Source organism: Mycolicibacterium duvalii, assembly GCF_010726645.1.
Lineage (GTDB): Bacteria > Actinomycetota > Actinomycetes > Mycobacteriales > Mycobacteriaceae > Mycobacterium > Mycobacterium duvalii.
The window spans coordinates 3,708,543-3,727,138 of sequence record NZ_AP022563.1 but is presented as its reverse complement, the minus strand read 5'-3'; the positions used below and the strand labels follow the sequence as shown (position 1 = coordinate 3,727,138).

The 18,596-nt window shown below is 62.6% G+C and carries 5 protein-coding genes; all 5 read left to right on the top strand.

Going from position 1 to position 18,596, the window contains the following annotated elements:
* The 5 genes from G6N31_RS17535 (at position 1) to G6N31_RS17515 (ending at position 18,405) form a co-directional block, all read left to right on the top strand.
* Positions 1-6,312, top strand: a complete 6,312-nt coding sequence (locus tag G6N31_RS17535; RefSeq protein ID WP_098004020.1) for a DEAD/DEAH box helicase — start codon at positions 1-3, stop codon at positions 6,310-6,312.
* Entirely contained in the window at positions 6,313-8,529 is a 2,217-nt protein-coding gene (locus tag G6N31_RS17530) for a 3'-5' exonuclease (RefSeq protein ID WP_098004019.1), read from the top strand.
* 3 nt (positions 8,530-8,532) lie between these two features.
* The gene (locus tag G6N31_RS17525) at positions 8,533-9,855 is read left to right on the top strand and encodes a hypothetical protein (RefSeq protein WP_098004018.1); all 1,323 of its coding nucleotides are present in this window, start codon (positions 8,533-8,535) and stop codon (positions 9,853-9,855) included.
* Between the two features lie 205 nt (positions 9,856-10,060).
* Positions 10,061-13,462: a hypothetical protein gene (locus tag G6N31_RS17520; protein ID WP_098004017.1), complete on the top strand. Its 3,402-nt coding sequence runs from the start codon at positions 10,061-10,063 to the stop codon at positions 13,460-13,462.
* A complete protein-coding gene (locus G6N31_RS17515; protein WP_098004016.1) occupies positions 13,462-18,405 on the top strand; it encodes a DEAD/DEAH box helicase in 4,944 nt (1,647 codons plus the stop codon). Before G6N31_RS17520 ends, G6N31_RS17515 begins: the two co-directional genes overlap by 1 nt.
* The last annotated feature ends 191 nt before the right edge of the window (positions 18,406-18,596 follow it).

Sequence of the window (18,596 nt, the reverse complement as noted above, 5' to 3'; positions counted from 1 at the left end):
ATGGGCACGCTGCTTCCCACCTTACAGGCCGAGCACCTGCGCGAAGGCCTCACAGACTACCTCGCAACAACATTCGCGCTGACCGACCCTGACGCGCAGTCGGCGTTGACCGACTTCATCAGCGATCCTGAAAACGGGATGTTCAAAGGGCCATATGTGCGCCTACGGCTTCCGTTCGCGCCCGCCGACGACGATTGGGTCGAGCACCTCGACTGGTGGCCAGATGGTTTCATCCCGTACGGACACCAGGCCGCCGCATTCGAACGGCTGTCGACCAAGCATCGAGACAGACCGCAACCTACCCTGGTCACCACCGGCACTGGGTCGGGAAAGACAGAAGCGTTCCTGTACCCAATCCTCGATCATGTGCTGCGCGCCAAGAAATCCGGTGTCACCGGGATGAAGGCACTGATCCTCTACCCGATGAACGCGCTGGCCAACGATCAGGCCGAGCGACTCGCCGCGGTCATCTCCGGCGACCCCGCACTGGCCGCAGTAACCGCCGGTCTCTACACCGGCGAGCAAGCAAGCGGCGGACGCACCCGAGTCTCGGCCGATGGACTTATCACCGATCGGGCGCTCATGCACGACGCACCGCCCGACATCCTGCTCACCAACTACAAAATGCTCGACCACATGCTGCTGCATCCCGGACGCGCTGACATGTGGCGGCAATCCGCAGAATCGCTGCAATTTCTGGTGCTTGACGAGTTCCACACCTACGACGGCGCTCAGGGCACCGATGTAGCCATGCTGTTGCGGCGTCTCGGCCTCACGTTGAAGAGCCACTGGACAGAGACATCGCGGGTGACCGATGACGACCGCGGGCGCCCCCTGGGCCGAATTACTCCGGTCGCCACCTCGGCCACCCTGGGTTCACGCGCTGAACCCGTCGCCATGCTCGGTTTCGCGCACACCGTGTTCGGGGAAGCGTTCGAAGCCGATGGGGTGATCAGCGAGACCAGACTCACGCCCGACGAATGGCGCAACGCGCGGCTCGGACGTCGCGACAAGGACTGGAGGCTCGTCGAACCCGCCCTCCCGGACGCCCTGGAGCGGATCACCGAGGTCGACCGCGCCACCTACGGAAACGAGGCGCTCGCCGCTGCTGTATTCGCCGAACTCTTCGAACCGCTGACCGGCACGGGTCCGTCCACCGGCGAACCGCCCCTGGATGCTGCGGACATGCTCGACCAACTCAAACGCCACCGGTTCATCCAGGCGGTGCTGGAAAGCTCTATCGACGCGGTGCCGCTTGCAGAACTAGCCAACCGGGTGTTTCCGGCGGCGCCCGTCGACCGCGACGCGGCCCGCACCCATGCCAACCGAATGCGCTTCCTGGAGTTCGTCTTCGCGATGCTCTCCCACGTCCGAGCGCAGGCTGGCCGCGCGGCACTCGGCGTCGATGTGCACCTGTGGATTCGCGAACTCAGCCGGGTCGACCGCGCCGTTCGCGCCGGCACGGAGTACCGCTGGTCCGACGACGGAGCCCTGGCCGAGGACACCGAAATGTACCTGCCCGCCGTGTACTGCCGGCACTGCGGAAGATCGGGCTGGGGTGCCCGCCTCGCACCAACCGGTGCCACCCTCGACGTGACCGACGACGCGATCCGTGCCGACCATGCCGCCGGAGCGGCACGGTTCCGCGCACTGATCTCCGCGCCGGCCGAGTCGCAGGTGGATGATCCGGTGGAAGGCCTCCGATGGTTCCACCTCGACCACCGCGAGCTCGTCGACGAGGCGCCCGACCCCGACAGCGCCGAAGCGGTCGACGGGCGAGCGCTGCCGGTGCTCACCCTGGTGGGGCCTGAGGCGGACGAGGACTCCAAGAACGACGTCTGCCCAGCCTGTGGCGCGGGCGACGGCATCCGCTTCCTGGGCAGCGCAGTGGCCACGCAGCTCTCGGTGACATTGTCGAACCTGTTCGGCGACAAGCATCTTGATGCGGCCGAGAAAAAGGCGCTGATGTTCACCGACAGCGTGCAGGACGCCGCACACCGCGCCGGATTCGTCCAAGCCCGCTCACATACCCTGAGCCTGCGCGCGGCGCTGCGGGCCGCGCTCGGGGACAGCGAACTCGACCTTACCGAGCTGACCCAGGCCGTGATCAACCGCGCGGGCGACAATCCGATCCTCCGCTACCAGCTGCTGCCGCCCGACATCGTCGACCGGGACGAATTCGTCGCATTCTGGAAAGCCAACGCGCACCCCAACAGCCGCCGTGCCGCGGAGAACAAGGCCAAGCGGCGGTTGCAGTTCGACGTCGACCTCGAGCTCGGCCTCCAGTCGCGCACCGGCCGCACGTTGGAACTCACCGGAAGCGTTGCCGCCGAGGTCTATCTGGGCGCACCCCAGCGTTCGGCGATCATCGGACGCCGGGCAGTAGAAAAGGCCGTCGAAGCCGGCTCGGGCACACAGGTTCCATTGAGCGACATCGACGACGCAGCACTGACCAGGTGGGTGCGCGGCACTGTCGAACGCATCCGCACACGCGGGGCCATCCACCACGACTGGCTGCGCCGCTACCTCGAAAAGAACGCCAACCGCTACCACATCTGGGGTGGCCGGCCACGCGGGCAAGGCATGCCCCCATTCCCGAAAGGCCGCCCAGCACCCGCGTTCCCGGCGATCAAGTCCGGAACCGGCTCTCTGCCGGAAGGATTCGACCCGATCACCTCAGCCGCGTCCTGGTACGCCCGATGGGCGTCCCGCTGCCTCGGCATCTCCCCGTACGACGGGACATTCTTCGCCAAGGCGTTGTTCACCGAACTCGCTGAACAGATGCTGTTGTCCACCGTGACCACCGAGACGGGTTCGGTCATCTACGGGTTGTCGGCGACCAACGTTCAAGTCACCGCGCCCGCGCTTGAATCACTGCTCGACTCACGGCACATGCTGACCTGTGATGTCTGCCAAACCCCCAGCCCGGGCAGCGTCACCACCATCGACGAACTCGACGGCGCGCCCTGCATGCTCATCCGCTGCCCAGGCACATTGCGCCGCGCCCCGAAAGCGGACAACTTCTACCGTCGCCTCTACAACTCGACCGAGATGAAACGCGTCGTGGCGCGCGAGCACACTGGACTGTTACCCGCCAAAGTTCGACTCGACTACGAAGCCGCCTTCAAACGCGGCGGCGACGACCCGCAGGCACCCAACGTGTTGGTCGCCACCCCGACCTTGGAGATGGGTATCGACATTGGCGACCTCTCCACCGTGATGCTCGGATCCTTGCCGCGGTCGGTGGCGTCGTATCTCCAACGTGTCGGACGCGCGGGGCGCCTCACCGGCAACTCGCTGGCGTTGGCCTACGTCCGCGGCCGCGGCGAACATCTCCCTAAGCTGTTCGAGCCGCTGTCGGTGATCCAAGGCGATGTGCGACCGCCCGCCACCTTCCTCAGCGCCGAGGAAATCCTGCAACGCCAATACGTGGCCCACATCATCGACTCGTTCGGTCGCGATCCTGAGGCGGAAGCACCAAAGGATGCGCGCACCGTGCTCGGCGACACTGACGACGGCAGCTGGCTCTCCAGACTGCTAGAGGTCGCCGCCGACGCAGAACCGCAACTCGACGGGTTCCTAGCGCAATTCGGCGACCACCTCAGTGCGGACGCAATCGATTCGCTGCGGTCATGGGCCAGCCCCCCTCCTGAAGGCGGTCCCAGCGGCCTGACCGAGCGGCTGCTGTCGGCCGCATACCAGTGGCGCGTCGATCTCGACGAACTCACCAAACGCCTAGCCACCATCGAAGCCGACCTGCCCGAGTTCGAACGCCGAGCGTCGTCACCGGCAGCGACAGATGACGACAAGCGCGCGCTTCGCATTGCCCGCGGATCACGCAAACTTCTTGGCGCGCAGATCAATTCCCTCACGCGAGACTACTGGATCTCGGTGCTCGAACGCTACGGCGTGCTACCCAACTACACACTGCTCGATGATTCGGTCACCCTCGATGTGGGAGTCACCTGGATCGACCCCGACAGCAACGACTACATGGGTGAAGAGCTCAGTTACCAGCGCGGTTCCCGCGTCGCGCTCACCGAGCTCGCCCCCGGCGCGACCTTCTACGCCCAGGGGCTGGCGGTGACCATCGACGCAGTCGACTTGGGCACCGGGGAGTCCAACATTCACTCCTGGCAGCTGTGCCCGCAATGCGGCTGGGTTCACATCAACCCGTCCGCAGTCATCACGGAGCCGGTGTCCTCGTGTCCGCGCTGCCACAACCCCGGCATCGCCGATGTAAGCCAGCACATGCAGGTCGTCGAGATGACCCGGGTGTCGGCGGAGGTGCGCCGCGACGAGGCCACCATCAACGACATCCGAGACGACCGTCGCCGCGAACCCTTCACAGTCGCGGTCGCCGCCGATATCGACCCGGCGCAGGTGGGTCGCACGTGGTTTCGACGCGACTCCGAATTCGGGGCAGAGTACCTGCGCCGCCTGGATATCCGATGGCTCAACCTCGGCCGACGCACCTCACAGGGCAAGAAGCGGAACATCGCCGGACAGGAATCGGCCAGTGGGTTGTTTCGGGTCTGCGCGTCGTGTGGGCAACTCGACAGCGCTGCCGGCCGCAACAATCGCTACGAACACCGCACCTGGTGTCGGCTGCGCGATGTCGCCACCGAGGATGTGCGTGAGATCGCGCTGGCGCGCACGCTGCGCACCCAAGGGGTGCTGCTGCATTTGCCGCCGCAGATGGAATACGACAATTTCGCCCATCCCAGCCTCGCTGCGGCCATCATGCTCGGGCTGCGGCATGTGATCGGTGGATCGCCCGAACACCTCGACGTCGCGGTCATTCGAGACGCGCTTCGCGCACCTGACCGCCGCGCCCTGCTGCTGCACGACACCGTCCCGGGTGGCACCGGCTACCTCGCCGAATTCTCCGACCATGCCAAGGTGTGGTCGGTACTGACGGCTGCTCGGCAGATCGTCCGCGAATGCCCGTGCCGCAACGAAGATCGGCTGGCCTGCCATCGCTGCCTGCTGCCGTTCGCCGCACCACACGAGATGGACCGAGTCTCTCGCACCACCGCGCTAAAGCTGCTCGATGAGATCCTCGACATCGGAGCGCACACCAACCCGGATCTCGACGACTGGAGCTCCGGAGTCACCGAGACCGCACCGCCACCCACTCCGATTAGCGACGAATCCTTCCTCGAGCGCGACTTCTACTCGTCGTTCATCGAGCGGCTCAAACTGATCGGCGCCGCCGTCGTCGAAAAGCCGGGAACCTACGGCCCGTCGGCGACCATCACGCTGCAAGGCAAGAAAGCGCGTAAATGGTCACTGCGGCCCCAAGTGTCGTTCGACTTCGTCAAGCCCGACTTCGTACTGCAGACCGCTGACCCCGACATTCCTCAGATCGCGATCTTCGCCGATGGCCGCTCCTTCCACGCAGTGTCGGGCTGCAACCGTGTCGGCGACGACGCCGACAAACGCGCCGCGCTGCGCAAGGCGGGTCACCTGGTGTGGTCTTTCAGTCACGACGACTTGCAACGCTTCAAGGCAGGCGACACTGCTGAGCCGGAGTGGTTCGACCAGAAGGCCGCCGCCATCATCACCAGTAAGTTCCATGTCCAGCCTGGGCTTGTCCGGCTGCTCGCTCGGGATCCCGTGTCACAACTGCTGGAGTTCATGCTCGAACCGGACATTGATGCGTGGCAGACATTCAGTGACTGGATGCCTTATCTGTTCGTCCGCAGTGACAACCGCGCCCACTCCGATGCGGACGCGCTCGGGCCGGCCGCGATCGCCGCGCTTGACGGTGACGCACCATTCACCGCGGCCGGCACCGCAATGTGCTGGGCCTACACCGACGGTGAGCTCACCGTCACCTCGGGGGTAGTCACCACCGCCGATCCACCCCGTGCCGTCCTAGCCGTCGACGATCGCGACGACCGTCTGGAAAACCTAGACGGCAAGGCATGGAAAGAGTGGCTGCGTCTATCGAACTGGCTTGGTATCAGCGATCGTCATCGCGTTACCACGCGCACACTCCTAGCCGCGGCGCCCGAGACTATTGCGGTTGGGTCCGACCAAGCGGCGCTGTCTTTCGAATGGCAGACGCTGCTCGATGATGCGGTGTCCGACGCCGAACGCGAACTGATTCGAGCGCTTGCTGAGGCTGGAGCAGCAGCGCCCGTGCTGGGTTACGAAACGGCTGACGGCGAGGTGCTGGATCTGGCCTGGATGAATGCGCGGGTCGCTGTGAAGTTCGACGAGGACGCGAAGGCAGATGGATGGACCATATGCCCGCCCGACCCTGCGCAGATCGTCGAAGCATTGAAACTGAACGGAGTGGCGTAGATGGCGAATCTGGTTATCGCCTCCAACAGCAAGGCGATGTCGAAGCTGGACGGTTCGGTCAAGAACAAGGTCTACGACTTCTTCGAGAAGCTGAATAAGGACGACACTTCTCCCAAACTGCACATCGAACCCTTGAAGGCAGCGGTCGATCCTCGGGTACGAACCGGCCGGGTCGACCTGTATTGGCGTGCCATCCTGTTCCGTATCGACGACAAGTCGAGCGGCACCACCTACATCTATATGGGAACGTGGCCGCACGACGATGCGATCAAGCTTGCTGAGCGGGCTACGCTGCGCGTCAACCCGATCAACGGCACCCTCGAAGGACTGATCGGCGAAGTCCCTGCCAATGAGCAGCCGGCGGTTTCGACGCCCACCAAACCGCCACCCGCGCCGGAGCTCTCTTACCTCGAGGGAGTCGGCTACACGCTGGCAGATCTGACCGAAGGTCTCGGAATCGACCCAGCGCTGGCCGATCGGGCCATGGCCGCCCCCGACGAGTCGGCGCTGCTCGAGGTGGCCGAAGCCGGGCTCGAATGGGAGGGCAGCGCCCTTCTCGATCTCGCGACCGGCATCGCGATCGAAACGATCCGAGACAAACACGGGTTCACCGACCAGCCGATCGACACCTCCGTCGACGAGGATCAGCAGATCATCGCGGCGCTCGAACGTCCAGCGTCGAAGATGCAGTTCGCGTTCATCGAAGACGACGAGGAACTGCGCCGCGTCATCGAGGGAGGGGACTTCGCCGCGTGGCGCATATTCCTGCACCCGGAGCAACGCCGCTATGTCGAATCGAATTACGGTGGTGCGTTCCGCCTCTCGGGTGGCGCCGGAACCGGCAAGACCGTCGTCGCGATTCACCGTGCACGTCGGCTCTCCCGCACCAACCCGAACGCGCGGATTATTTTGACCACCTTCAACGCCACCCTCGCACAAGGGCTAAAGGCTGATCTGGCCACCCTTGACTCCACCATTTCCATCGCCGAGAAGCCCGGCGATCGCGGCGTCTACGTCGGCGGCATCGATGCACTGGGCCGAGACGTACTGCACCGTGCCGGGGGTCTAGCAGACGCGGCAGCCGAACGCATCTTCGGGCACCGAGTCGAATTCGGTTCGCGCCGAACCGCACCCGATACCGTGTGGAGAGAAGTCGCACAAACCGTCGACTCGGGACTCGACAAGAAGTTGGCCACACCCGCGTTCTTGGAAACCGAGTACGTCGCGGTCGTCCTGGCGAATCAAATCACCACACTCGAGCAATACGCCAAGGTACCGCGTCCTGGTCGAGGCGTACGACTCAGCCGGCCACAGCGCATCGCCGTATGGAAGCTGGTCGAGGCATACCGTCGGCAGAGCCAGATGGACGAGACCATCAGCTTTCCGGAAGTTCTCGCGCTGGCCGCCGAGGCCCTGCGCATCCGGACGGAAAAGGACGGCAGTTATCTCGCCGATCATGTCATCGTGGACGAAGCGCAAGACCTGCACGCAACGCACTGGGCGTTGTTGCGATCCCTGGCGGCCGAGGGGCCGAACGATCTATTCATCGCCGAGGACTCACACCAACGGATCTACGGTAGCCCGATCGTGCTGAGTCGCTTCGGAATCAAAATCGTCGGGCGGTCGCGTCGGTTGACACTGAATTACCGAACCACCGCCCAAAACCTCCGATTCGCGGTGGGTGTGTTGTCTGGTGCCGAGTACAGCGACCTCGAACAGGAAGAAGAGACAACAACCGACTACCGTTCAGCCCGCAGCGGACCCGAGCCCGAATTGATTCCCTGCGAGAACCTTGCCGATGAGTTGAAAACCGTTGCCGCGAAGATCAAAACGTGGCTCGAAGAGGACGCCGTAGAACCTGAAAGTATCGCCGTGCTCACCCGCAGCCAGGACGAACGTGACCGGTTTGTTCGCGGCCTCGGCGAGCATGGTGTCCCGGCGCGCGCCGTCGATAAGAACGCCGCGGTACCCGGTCAACCTCTAGTCATGACCATGCACCGGGCGAAGGGGATGGAGTTCTCCCGGGTGATTCTCGCCGGTGCCGACGATAAGCACGTCCCGTCGCCTGCGACGTTGCGCTCTATCCCCGACGAGGAGCGTGACGAAGCGCTACTGCGCGAACGGTCGTTGTTATATGTCGCGAGCAGCCGCGCGCGCGACGCGTTGGTAGTGACGTGGAGCGGACGGCGCTCGGAGTTGTTGGGAGCGGGGAAGTAACACATGACCGTTGACGAGCAACCAACCCCCGGCGAACCGAAGACCGACATGGTGCCGGTGCCGCTGGCGGAGTCCGACCCAGGGCACGACCTGGCGATCTCGGTGACCAATGAGGGGATGCTGGTCGACGGGCACCCCGATGTCGTCGAGCGGTACATCAACAAGATCAAAGAGGCAGCCGGACAACTTGTCGACGTCGCGAACGTGAGCAAGGGCGCCCTCGGCAATGCCGCCGCCGCGGCTGTCGGCGCGGCGGCGATGTTTGCCCAGCACGGGCAGTTTGTCCAGTTGTCGGCAAGAAGCATGGAGGCGATCCGCGCCGGCAACCTGATGCCGGGCGATCCCGGTTTCTACCGCATGACCACCGTCGACAATGCGGGCCAATTCCTGCAGCAGTTGCAGTGGCGGCAAGTATCGCTCGGCCCGACCGAGATGGTTTCGGTACAGATGATCGCGGTCCAAATGGCCCTGAAAATGGCCATCGCCGAGGTCAATGATTCGATCAGCCGTGTTGAGGGCAAAGTCGAATCAATTCTCAAGTTGGTCGAGGCCAACCGGATTGGCGACGTAAAAGGCCACCACGCGACCGTCGAGCGAATGGCCCGCAATCTAGACAACAACGGCGCGCTGCCCGCTACCGATTGGCAGTCGATCGCGGCCCTGGGACCCGACTTAATCGTCACCGTTGAGCGCCTGCGCGCCCACGCACTACGAACGCTCGACGACTTCGACACATCCAGACCAGTGCAGGAGCGCGCCGAGATCCTGCGACAGGCAGTGGAGGAGAACCGCCTCGGAGAAACCCTGAACTTGCTCGTCGTCGCCGAAGAGTCTCTGAACAACTGGCAGCGTCTGCGCCTGGCGCGAGTCCAGGACGTCGAGCCCGAACATCGCGAACAGGTCGTTGCGGACGCATTCGATTTGCTCGCCACCCAGGTCGCCGAAGACGGCAAGCTATATGCCCGGGCCGCCGAAGTGCTGGAATCCTACCGGCGGACGAACCGCATCGACGGGTTCCGATACTGGTCGGTGCGCGATGTGGCAAAGCACAGCAAGCAGCTGCAAGACGATTTGGATGCGTTCGCCCGCGCCCGTCGCCACCAGATCGCGCAGTGGCAAGACCTCAACACCCCCTCCGTCCGGGACGCGGCCGGTCACGTGCTTGCAGTCGCAGGTGACTACGCCGGCCGCGCGCTCAACGCCGCAAGCGAAAGAATCGCCAGCGTAACCAGCCTATTGCCGGAGGAAGGCCACGCAAAGGGCAAGGAAACCGTCCGCCGGACGAAACGCTTCCCGCGCTTTCAACGTGGCGAGGACCAGTCCTAGGGACTAATTATGCGACAACTCGATGCGCGGTATGTGTGGCTCGGCGGTTGCGCACGACGGCTCGAACTCGAGCGAGTGAGCAACCACCCCTCAGAGCGGACCGCCGCTGCCGGAGCGGGGTTGGGTGCGTGTCTGTCGGTGCCTTGTCTTATGGTCGACTGCTACGTCAATAAGCGGATGTGAAGGTTTGCGGGGGACAAGTGCCATGGATGAGGAAAGCAGGTCGCTGCTCGATTGGCTGAGCGATGAGGACTACCGGCTACGTGTCGCTCTAGAACCTGTGAATCTCGTCGCAGAGTTGAACCTCAACGCCGACGAAGTGCGCACCGCTCAATCGAAGTACGGCGCCGCCGCCCGCGGCATGCTCGGCCGCGGTCACCGGTACGACGATGTAATCAAGAAGTACCCGGCGTTGACGCTCGCCATCTTGGTCGGTCACGCCGCACTCGCATACGACCAGGGCGCATATTGGGATGAGTTCTGGTCCGAGCTCGGGCTCGGGCGCGACAACTACTTCGAGAACGCAATGCGGCGACAACTGGTGCCGTTGTTGAACAAATTCAAACTTGCCCGATTCACGAAACTCGAACGTCAGAATCAGTACGTCATGATCCTGGCAATGCACGCGGGCATTCCTGCGCATTGTCTTCGGGATCTGCTGCAGATGATCGACAGTCACCTGGTACAGGGCCGGGAGGCCACGGGTGTGGCGCTATTGGAATGGCTGGAGGAACCGGGTAAGCAGTACCGCACGAATGCGCTCGACGTCCCGGTCAGAAACTTCCTCCGTTATGGCGGGGAATTCGCCGTCGACATCCTTGACCGGATCATCGAGGTCGTCGATGCTGCCGTCGTCGATCCGGGCTTGCTCGACTCAGGATTAGACACCGCAACTACTGGCCTGCCGACGGTCTTAGTCGATGAGCTCGTCCACCAACTTCGTGATCACCCAATCGAGTGGAAGGGCCGACGCGCGACAAGCAGCTCCGTCCAGCGGCGCCCCGCGCTCGCATATTCCGTGGACGACGACCAGCTTGTGGTGAGCGTGCCGTACCCGCGGTCGAGCCCGGGGCTTCCGTGGCGCGTGTCGTTCGACGGTGCAGTCCGTGAGGTGCACGCCGAACGCAGTTGGGGCGTTACAGACGGAAATCATGCGCCCACGTTGATACCGGTGCCGATGCCAATACGGGAGATTCTGCTTTGGCATGACGCCAGCGATTCAAGCTTCTCGCTGCAAGTTGTTGGCACGACGGATCCGATGCTCACGTTCGCCGCCGATGGCACGTGGATTCCTCGCCGGGACGCGCTAAAAGACGCGGTTTGGGTGATCCACCCCTCCGACGCCGAACTCTATGACCCGCAGGCCGACCGTGTTGTGGATGCGCGCACGGACTCCGGCGCGCCTGCCGGCTGGATCGGTTGGCGCAGCACGTATGTCGACCTCGCAGACGTGGAAGCGCTGCAGCTACGACGGAACGGAAGACCGATCGGGACCACGCACCCGGTCCGCAAGGACGCTGTTCCGACGTTCCATCTCAGCGAGCCGGTACCGGGCTGTCGTACGCAGGACGGCCGCCCGGTCTACGCGGAGCGTCCATGGGTAATGCTTCCGCCTTCGTCAAGCCGCGCGACTACAAAGTGGCGGGTCCGAACCCGGTTGTTCGGGCAGACCGAATGGATATCCGACGACGAATGGAATGCAGAGGAAGAGCAGACCTGTGTCGATCCTTTCGACGACGCGGAATCAGGCTTGCTTGGGCTTTTCGAGATTGTCGTGACGGGACCGCTTGGGGCAGATGTGCGAGCAGTCGTGTTTGTGGCGGAAGGTCTCGATGCTGATTTCGACAGTGAGCTGAGGATACCGGTTCCAGGGGGGCTCAGCCCGTGCACCGCAGCGTTGGGATCCTCGACATCCCTGCAGGTTTCGCCCGACCTGATCGAATTTGCTGTGGACAAGCCAGAGCGGCTCATCACGTTGAGCAGTGACGAGCGTTCCGCCGATGTCGTTGTTCGGCCAGAGCACATCACGATGCGCACCGGGCTCAGGGGAGAACCCGCAACCTGGCGCACTACCGCGGATACATGTGCACCGGGCGACCTGGCGCAGGACCGCTACGTGGCAGTACGCCTACCCAAAGGGATGGACGCATATTTCACCTTCGTCGATGGCGCCGGAGAAGTTATTCACGTTGAGCAAGCACGGCGCAAACCAGGCGGGGTATTTGAAACAGCCACAGCACGATTCGCGGATTCAGCGCGCCACGCCGAAATCGGCAAGGTCGTTGCGAACATTGCGTGTGAAACAGGGAATCTTGAGGTAGTTGTTCTCGCTGTTCGACCGCCGCAGGTGTGTTCCGGCGTCCGTCTCGTTAATGGCTCACTGGTTTTCAATGGTCTGCTCGACTCTGCGGACCTCGCCGTGCACGTCTGGCCCACCACCGCCCCATGGCTGCCCGCCCAGTCACTACCGCTGGACGGCGACACCTTGGAACTACCCGACGATTTAGTGAACGCTGGTGAGCTGTGTTGTCAGGTATTCGTCGACGACCCCTGGGTGCTCGTCGAGCCACCACAGCGACCAGATGACACGGCATTCCGAGTCGCCCAACCTGGTTGGGTAGTGTCGCAGGACACCGGTCGGACCAAGCTCTCGCAATTCTTGGCAGGTGAGGGTTCCGCACCTGAGGCAGTCGGTGCGATGCCGGAGGTGTGGTCGGCGCTGGCGATGCTCGGATTCGACTCGAGTGACACAGTGGCCAGTCGCACTAGGTCGGCGCTGATCAAGATGCTGGGCCAGGAGCCGCGCAGGGCTCTCGAAGGCCTCGGCAACAGCACTATTGCCCTGCGCGACAAAATGGGCATGCTCGTGGGTTCGGAACTGGTCAACCGAAGCTTCGCAACGACGTTCACTCTGAACGAACTTCACGCGGACCCGTGGTTCGGTTGCATGGTGGAGATCTCCGACCTGCCGTCACTGCACCGGAGGAAGGATGAGGTCCGTGAAGAACGCGCGGAAACCCTTGCGTATCTGCGTGATAAGGGTGGCGACTTACTGATTGACACGCTCGCGACCGGCAAGGCAGCTTCGTTGGCCGAGGGATGCTTCGACCGCAATGTCTTCAGGCTAGACGCCATGCCGGCCAGCCAGGTGGAGGAACTGTTAGTCGGTCTTCGTCTGGTGCCCGGGGCCCTACTCGACGCTGACACACGGGTGGCGGGCAACGTCGAAGCGTTCCACCAGCGGGCAGCCTGGATGCGTACTGGATGGTCGGATGGTTTCGCTGCTCAGACGTCGTTTGCGCTGTCGCCGATCAAGCGGGCCTGCCCCGACGCCTACGAGATCATCAGCGCACGAAGCGAAGCCTTGCGCGGCGTGCCCACGGCACAACACCCCTGGATGTTGATGTCGGTGCAGTCCTTGACGCTAGCGGTCTTAGCCCGATTGGAAGCACACGACAGGATCATGGGTCAATATCTCAACTCAGGCATGCTCAGTGCCTGGGCTGTGATGGCCCAGCTCTGTCCTCGACTAGTCGCGACGGATCTGCTTATCGCAGAAGCATTAATCGTGCACTTCTGTCGCGGTGACCTCACCCGGGAGTACTGATGACCGACCGGCTCGACCCGCTAGCGACCGCCAAGCAAATTGAGGCGACTTACAAGAGGTACTTGAAGACGCTGCTCGCGCCCGCCGACCTCGCCATGGCGGAGGCCTTCGATGAGGCCATCAATCAGACCAGGCTTCTGACCAAGGGGCCGCTTCTCGAGCTCACGCCGCCGTACGAGACGGGAGCCACGCTCCAGGAGTTGATTGGTGAAGGCGTTCTCCACCCCGACTTCACCCGGTTGAACAGCCCGGCCGTGCCTCTCACACGACCGCTCTATCGACATCAAGAGCAGGCGATCCGAAAGTTCATCGCCGGTCGAAACCTGGTCGTTAGCACCGGAACCGGATCCGGCAAGACGGAAAGCTTCCTGCTCCCGATACTTGACTCGCTGATTCGTGAGAGTGCGGCGGGCACGCTCGGCCCAGGTGTACGAGCACTTCTCCTATACCCGATGAACGCGCTGGCGAATGATCAGTTGAAGCGTCTTCGCGCAGCTCTTCGCGTCGCACCGGACATCACATTCGGACGCTACACGGGCGAAACCTTAGAGAAGGCAAGCGACGCCGAGTCCGACTTCCTCGCTACCAACGTCGGCGAGCAGCGGCTTCCAAACGAACTCTTGAGCCGGCAGGAGATGCGCAGCACGCCACCACACATCCTGTTAACCAACTACGCCATGCTCGAGTACCTGCTGTTGCGCGCCGCTGACATCGACCTGTTCGACGGACCTCACTCCGGTACGTGGCGCTTCCTGGTATTGGATGAGGCCCACGTATACGACGGTGCCCAGGGCTCCGAAGTCGCGCTGCTGTTGCGGCGGCTACGCCAACGGGTTGCGCCTGACACGAATCTGCAATGTGTGGCTACGTCGGCGTCCCTCGAAGGAAGCTCGCCGGATGCAGCTCCGGGCGAGGCTATGACGTTTGCGCGCAGTTTATTCAACGCCACGTTCGAATTCGTCAACAGCGATGTACAACGGCAGGATCTCGTCAAGCCGACCCGGCAACAGCGAAGAGCCAAACCGACGTGGCAGATGACCGATGAGCAGCTCCTGCGACTCGGTATGCCCGATGCTGATGTTACGGAACTTTCACAGTTGGGTGGGGGAGCGCCTAGCGAAGCACTCCATGCGGAGCGCACCATCGCGGATCTCAAGGGTGCGCTTGCTGCAGGGCCGGTAGCAGCAGACGTTCTCCAACGCCGGCTCTGGCCAGAAGACCCCGACTCATCCCGCAAGCTTGAATCACTGGTTGCGCTTGGCAGCCAAGTGTGCGACGAGGCGGGCAATCCAGTCCTTTCCGCCAGGTATCACATGTTTGTGCGCGCCACCGAAGGTGCCTTTGTGAGCTTCGGTTCCGATGGACCGCGGATATTTCTCGGCCGCCACGAGATTGACCCAGAGACCGGACGCGCAGTCTTCGAATTCGGGACCTGTCAACGCTGTGGTGCTGTTCACCTCGCCGGCGACGTCGAGCACCGTGACGGACGGGAGTTCTTCCTTCCAAGCACCAAGAACGACGCATCGGTCAAATGGCTGGTATTGACCGATGGCGGGGACGACACAGTCATTGACGAGGACGAGATGACTCTCGCGAACGATGACTCAAAGGCCGACCCGACGATTAGATATCTCTGCACCGGATGCGGCCTTCTCGCTGACTCCGGTGCTGCGGGATGTGCATCAGCATCGTGTCCGGGGGGTGATATGCGCCGCGTACGCGAACATCGAGCCGCGACGCGCGTGATGAGTCGCTGTACCGAATGCGGTGCTCAGGCGAGGCAGGTCATCCGTCGGCTGAGAACCGACACCAATGCTGCGCCGGCGGTGATTACTACCGCGCTCTACCAGGAGCTGCCGGTGGCAACGGACGAGGCTGCGGACGAGGTTGGCAGTGGCCGAAAACTTTTGATGTTCTCGGACTCGCGCCAGGCTGCCGCGTTCGCGGCACCGTACCTGGACCGGACCTACGGCCGTTTCCTGGAACGCCGATACATCGTTCAGGCACTGCAGGATCCGAAGTACTCGGATGAACCGCTGACGATTGAGGACATCGCGATCGTCACGCGCAAGAAGGCCAGTGGTGCCGGACACTTTCCCGACGGTATGGGCACCATCGCGAAGAACAAGGCGGTCAATGAGTGGGCGATCGGCGAGCTGATGGCTCTCGACACGCGTCAGTCGCTCGAGGGTCTCGGATTGATGCGGGTGACGTTGAGGCGACCCCGTGGCGCCGTGCTACCGCGGGCCTTCTCGACCCTCGGCCTCACGGAGGACGAGGCCTGGTCACTGCTCGATGAACTCGTGAAGACGGCACGGCTGCAAGGCGCCATGGATCTTCTCGACGACGTCGACATCCAATCGGAGCGATTCGAGCCTCGCAACGCCCGCATCCGCATGAGATCCCGCGGATCTGACCGGCAACGAAAGATCATTAGTTGGCTTCCCAGCGGGCCCGGCAGGACAAACGGACGAATCACATTCGTGCAGAAAGTTCTCAATGCGCTCGGCAGTTCCGAATCCGCCGAGAAGGTCCTGGAGGGCTGTTGGAACTACCTTGAGCAACAGAAATACTTCGTTGTGGAATCCGACCGTAACCGCGGGCCGGTATTCCAGGTCGATCACACTAAGCTGTTGGTCCAGAATGGACTCGATTGCACGTGGTATCTCTGCGACAAATGCCGAAAGCTCACTGCCTGCAGCGTTCGAGGAGTATGTCCGAACAGCAGCTGCGCGGGCAAGTTGCATAGCCACGTCGTGCCTCCCAGTGACGCGGACACCAATCACTATCGGGTGACGTATCAGACGATGGGTACCGCTCCGCTGGCGGCTAGAGAGCACACAGCACAATGGGATGCCAAGCAGGCTGCACAAATTCAGCGCGACTTCATCGATGGACGCGTCAACGTCCTGTCGTGTTCGACCACCTTTGAACTAGGTGTTGACGTGGGCGACCTTCAGTCCGTCGTCATGCGAAACATGCCGCCGAAGACGGCGAACTACGTGCAACGCGCGGGCCGTGCTGGCCGCCGTGCAGCATCAGCGGCTCTGGTACTGACCTACGCGAATCGCGCCTCGCACGATCTGGCTAAGTATCAGTATCCGGAATCGATGATCGCAGGACAGATGCGAATTCCCTGGGTCCCCGTGGACAATGCACGCATTGCACGTCGCCATGCGCATTCCGTGGCACTCGCGGCCTACTTTCGACACTGCGCCGACCAAGGGATGACTTGGCGGCATGCAGGTGAGTTCTTCTCTCCGACTTCTGACGGCCAAGACTCACCGGCGTCGCGGGTCCGGAAGTTTCTTACTCCTATTCCACCCGAACTAAAAGCGGCTGTAAGGGCGTCGATTCCGGAGCAGGTGCACGCTGAAATCGGTATCGAGGATGACTCCTGGGTGGAGCGCTTGGTGGATCTCTTGGCCAAGGTCGAGCAGGAAGTTGGCGATGATATCAAGACATTTAACGATCTCATCGATGCAGCTATTCGTGAGAAGAATCTCCGCCACGGAGACCGGCTTCAGAGGACGTTGGCAACGATTGAGAAGCGTCCGTTGATCGGTTTCTTGGCGAACAAGAACGTGTTGCCAAAGTACGGGTTCCCGGTTGACACCGTCGAACTTCGAACGTTGCATTGTGCCGAGCCGGTCGGGCGGAGCCTGGATCTCGCCCGTGACCTTAGCTTGGCTATCTACGACTATGCACCGGGAAACGAGGTGGTCGCCGGCGGAAAGGTGTGGACGTCGCGAGGGCTTCGACGGATGCCGGGCCGTGAGCTGGACGAGCGGAAATACAGAGTGTGTTTGTCCTGCAAACGGTTTCAATGCGCGCGCGAGTTGGATGCGGGCGAGTTGTGCCCGATATGTGGCGAGCCGTTCGGCAGAACTCGCCGACTGGTACTGCCCGAGTTTGGATTCGTCGCGGACCGCCAGGCGCGGGATGTCGGTACCGCGCCTCCAGAGAGGCGCTGGCACGGAGCAAGCTACGTCGAAGACGTCGGCGATGAAGTTGACACCTTCCGATGGTCAGGTGCGTCTGGCACTGCCGTGGCGGCGCGTGCGGGGACTCGTGCGACGCTGGCGGTGATCTCTGAGGGAGAAGGCAACGGCTTTCAGGTCTGCCAGTGGTGCGGATGGGCCGATGCTGCGGTCCGAGGCGCACGACGACGCGCACACCAGCGGCCAGAAAGTGGAAAGGAATGCGATGGCCCGCTCGAGGTGGTTTGCCTCGGGCATCGGTACCAATCTGACGTAGCGGAGTTCACGTTCGACGGCGTCGAGTATCAGCGGGCAGCGGAGGCTAGTTGGCTATCAGCGCTTTACGCGATGCTCGAGGGCGCTTCGGAGGCGTTAGAAATCAGTCGAGACGATATCGACGGCGCACTCTCGTGGACAAAGGACAATCGGCGAAGCATTGTGTTGTTCGACACCGTCCCAGGCGGCGCCGGCGCAGCAAGGCGAATCGCAGAGAACCTTGAACTGGTGCTCCGCTCTGCTGTCGACCGCGTGCAGCAATGCGATTGTGGTCCGGAGACATCTTGTTACGGCTGTCTACGGTCTTTTCGCAATGCGCGCGTACACGACGAACTGTCACGAGATGGAGCGCAAGCGATCTTGGGTCCGCTTGGGGTCAACGGTGTTCGGAGCGAGATGTCTGAGGAGTGGGGTGGTCAGGTCGACCTCGCGTCCGACGCGGTGAAGCTCCTTCTGGCTGAACTTGCCCGTCTTGGGGTCGACGAGCCTGAGGTCGGCATAGAAATGGGCGAGTATTACTGGCCTGTGGAAGTTGTGTGGCCGAATCAGCGGATCGTCATCGTGGACGGGTCCGATGTGGAGAGAGATCGTTCACTTGAATCCGATGGATACAGCGTCTATCACGCGCACGAGGCCGAGGTCACTGAGATCTGCAAGGCTCTGACCGGAGCCTCGATGACTTCGTGACGGGACGTAAAGGTGTGGAAATTGTTTGGATGCTGAGGCAATACTTTGTATCGGGTTTGTAAGCCTGTCGAGGTCCGGGGAGTCTTGTAGTGCTGCCTGATCCGGGTGGGTTAGGCCGTGAGTGCGGGCATGGCGTTGGTCCCTGTCATACCAGTCGTTGGTCATGGCCGTCGCTTGACCACACCAGATAC

Coding starts and splice junctions, on each gene's coding strand:
- G6N31_RS17530 (WP_098004019.1), top strand. CDS start 6,313: ATGGCGAATCTGGTTATCGCCTCCAACAGCAAGGCGATGTCGAAGCTG.
- G6N31_RS17515 (WP_098004016.1), top strand. CDS start 13,462: ATGACCGACCGGCTCGACCCGCTAGCGACCGCCAAGCAAATTGAGGCG.
- G6N31_RS17525 (WP_098004018.1), top strand. CDS start 8,533: ATGACCGTTGACGAGCAACCAACCCCCGGCGAACCGAAGACCGACATG.
- G6N31_RS17535 (WP_098004020.1), top strand. CDS start 1: ATGGGCACGCTGCTTCCCACCTTACAGGCCGAGCACCTGCGCGAAGGC.
- G6N31_RS17520 (WP_098004017.1), top strand. CDS start 10,061: ATGGATGAGGAAAGCAGGTCGCTGCTCGATTGGCTGAGCGATGAGGAC.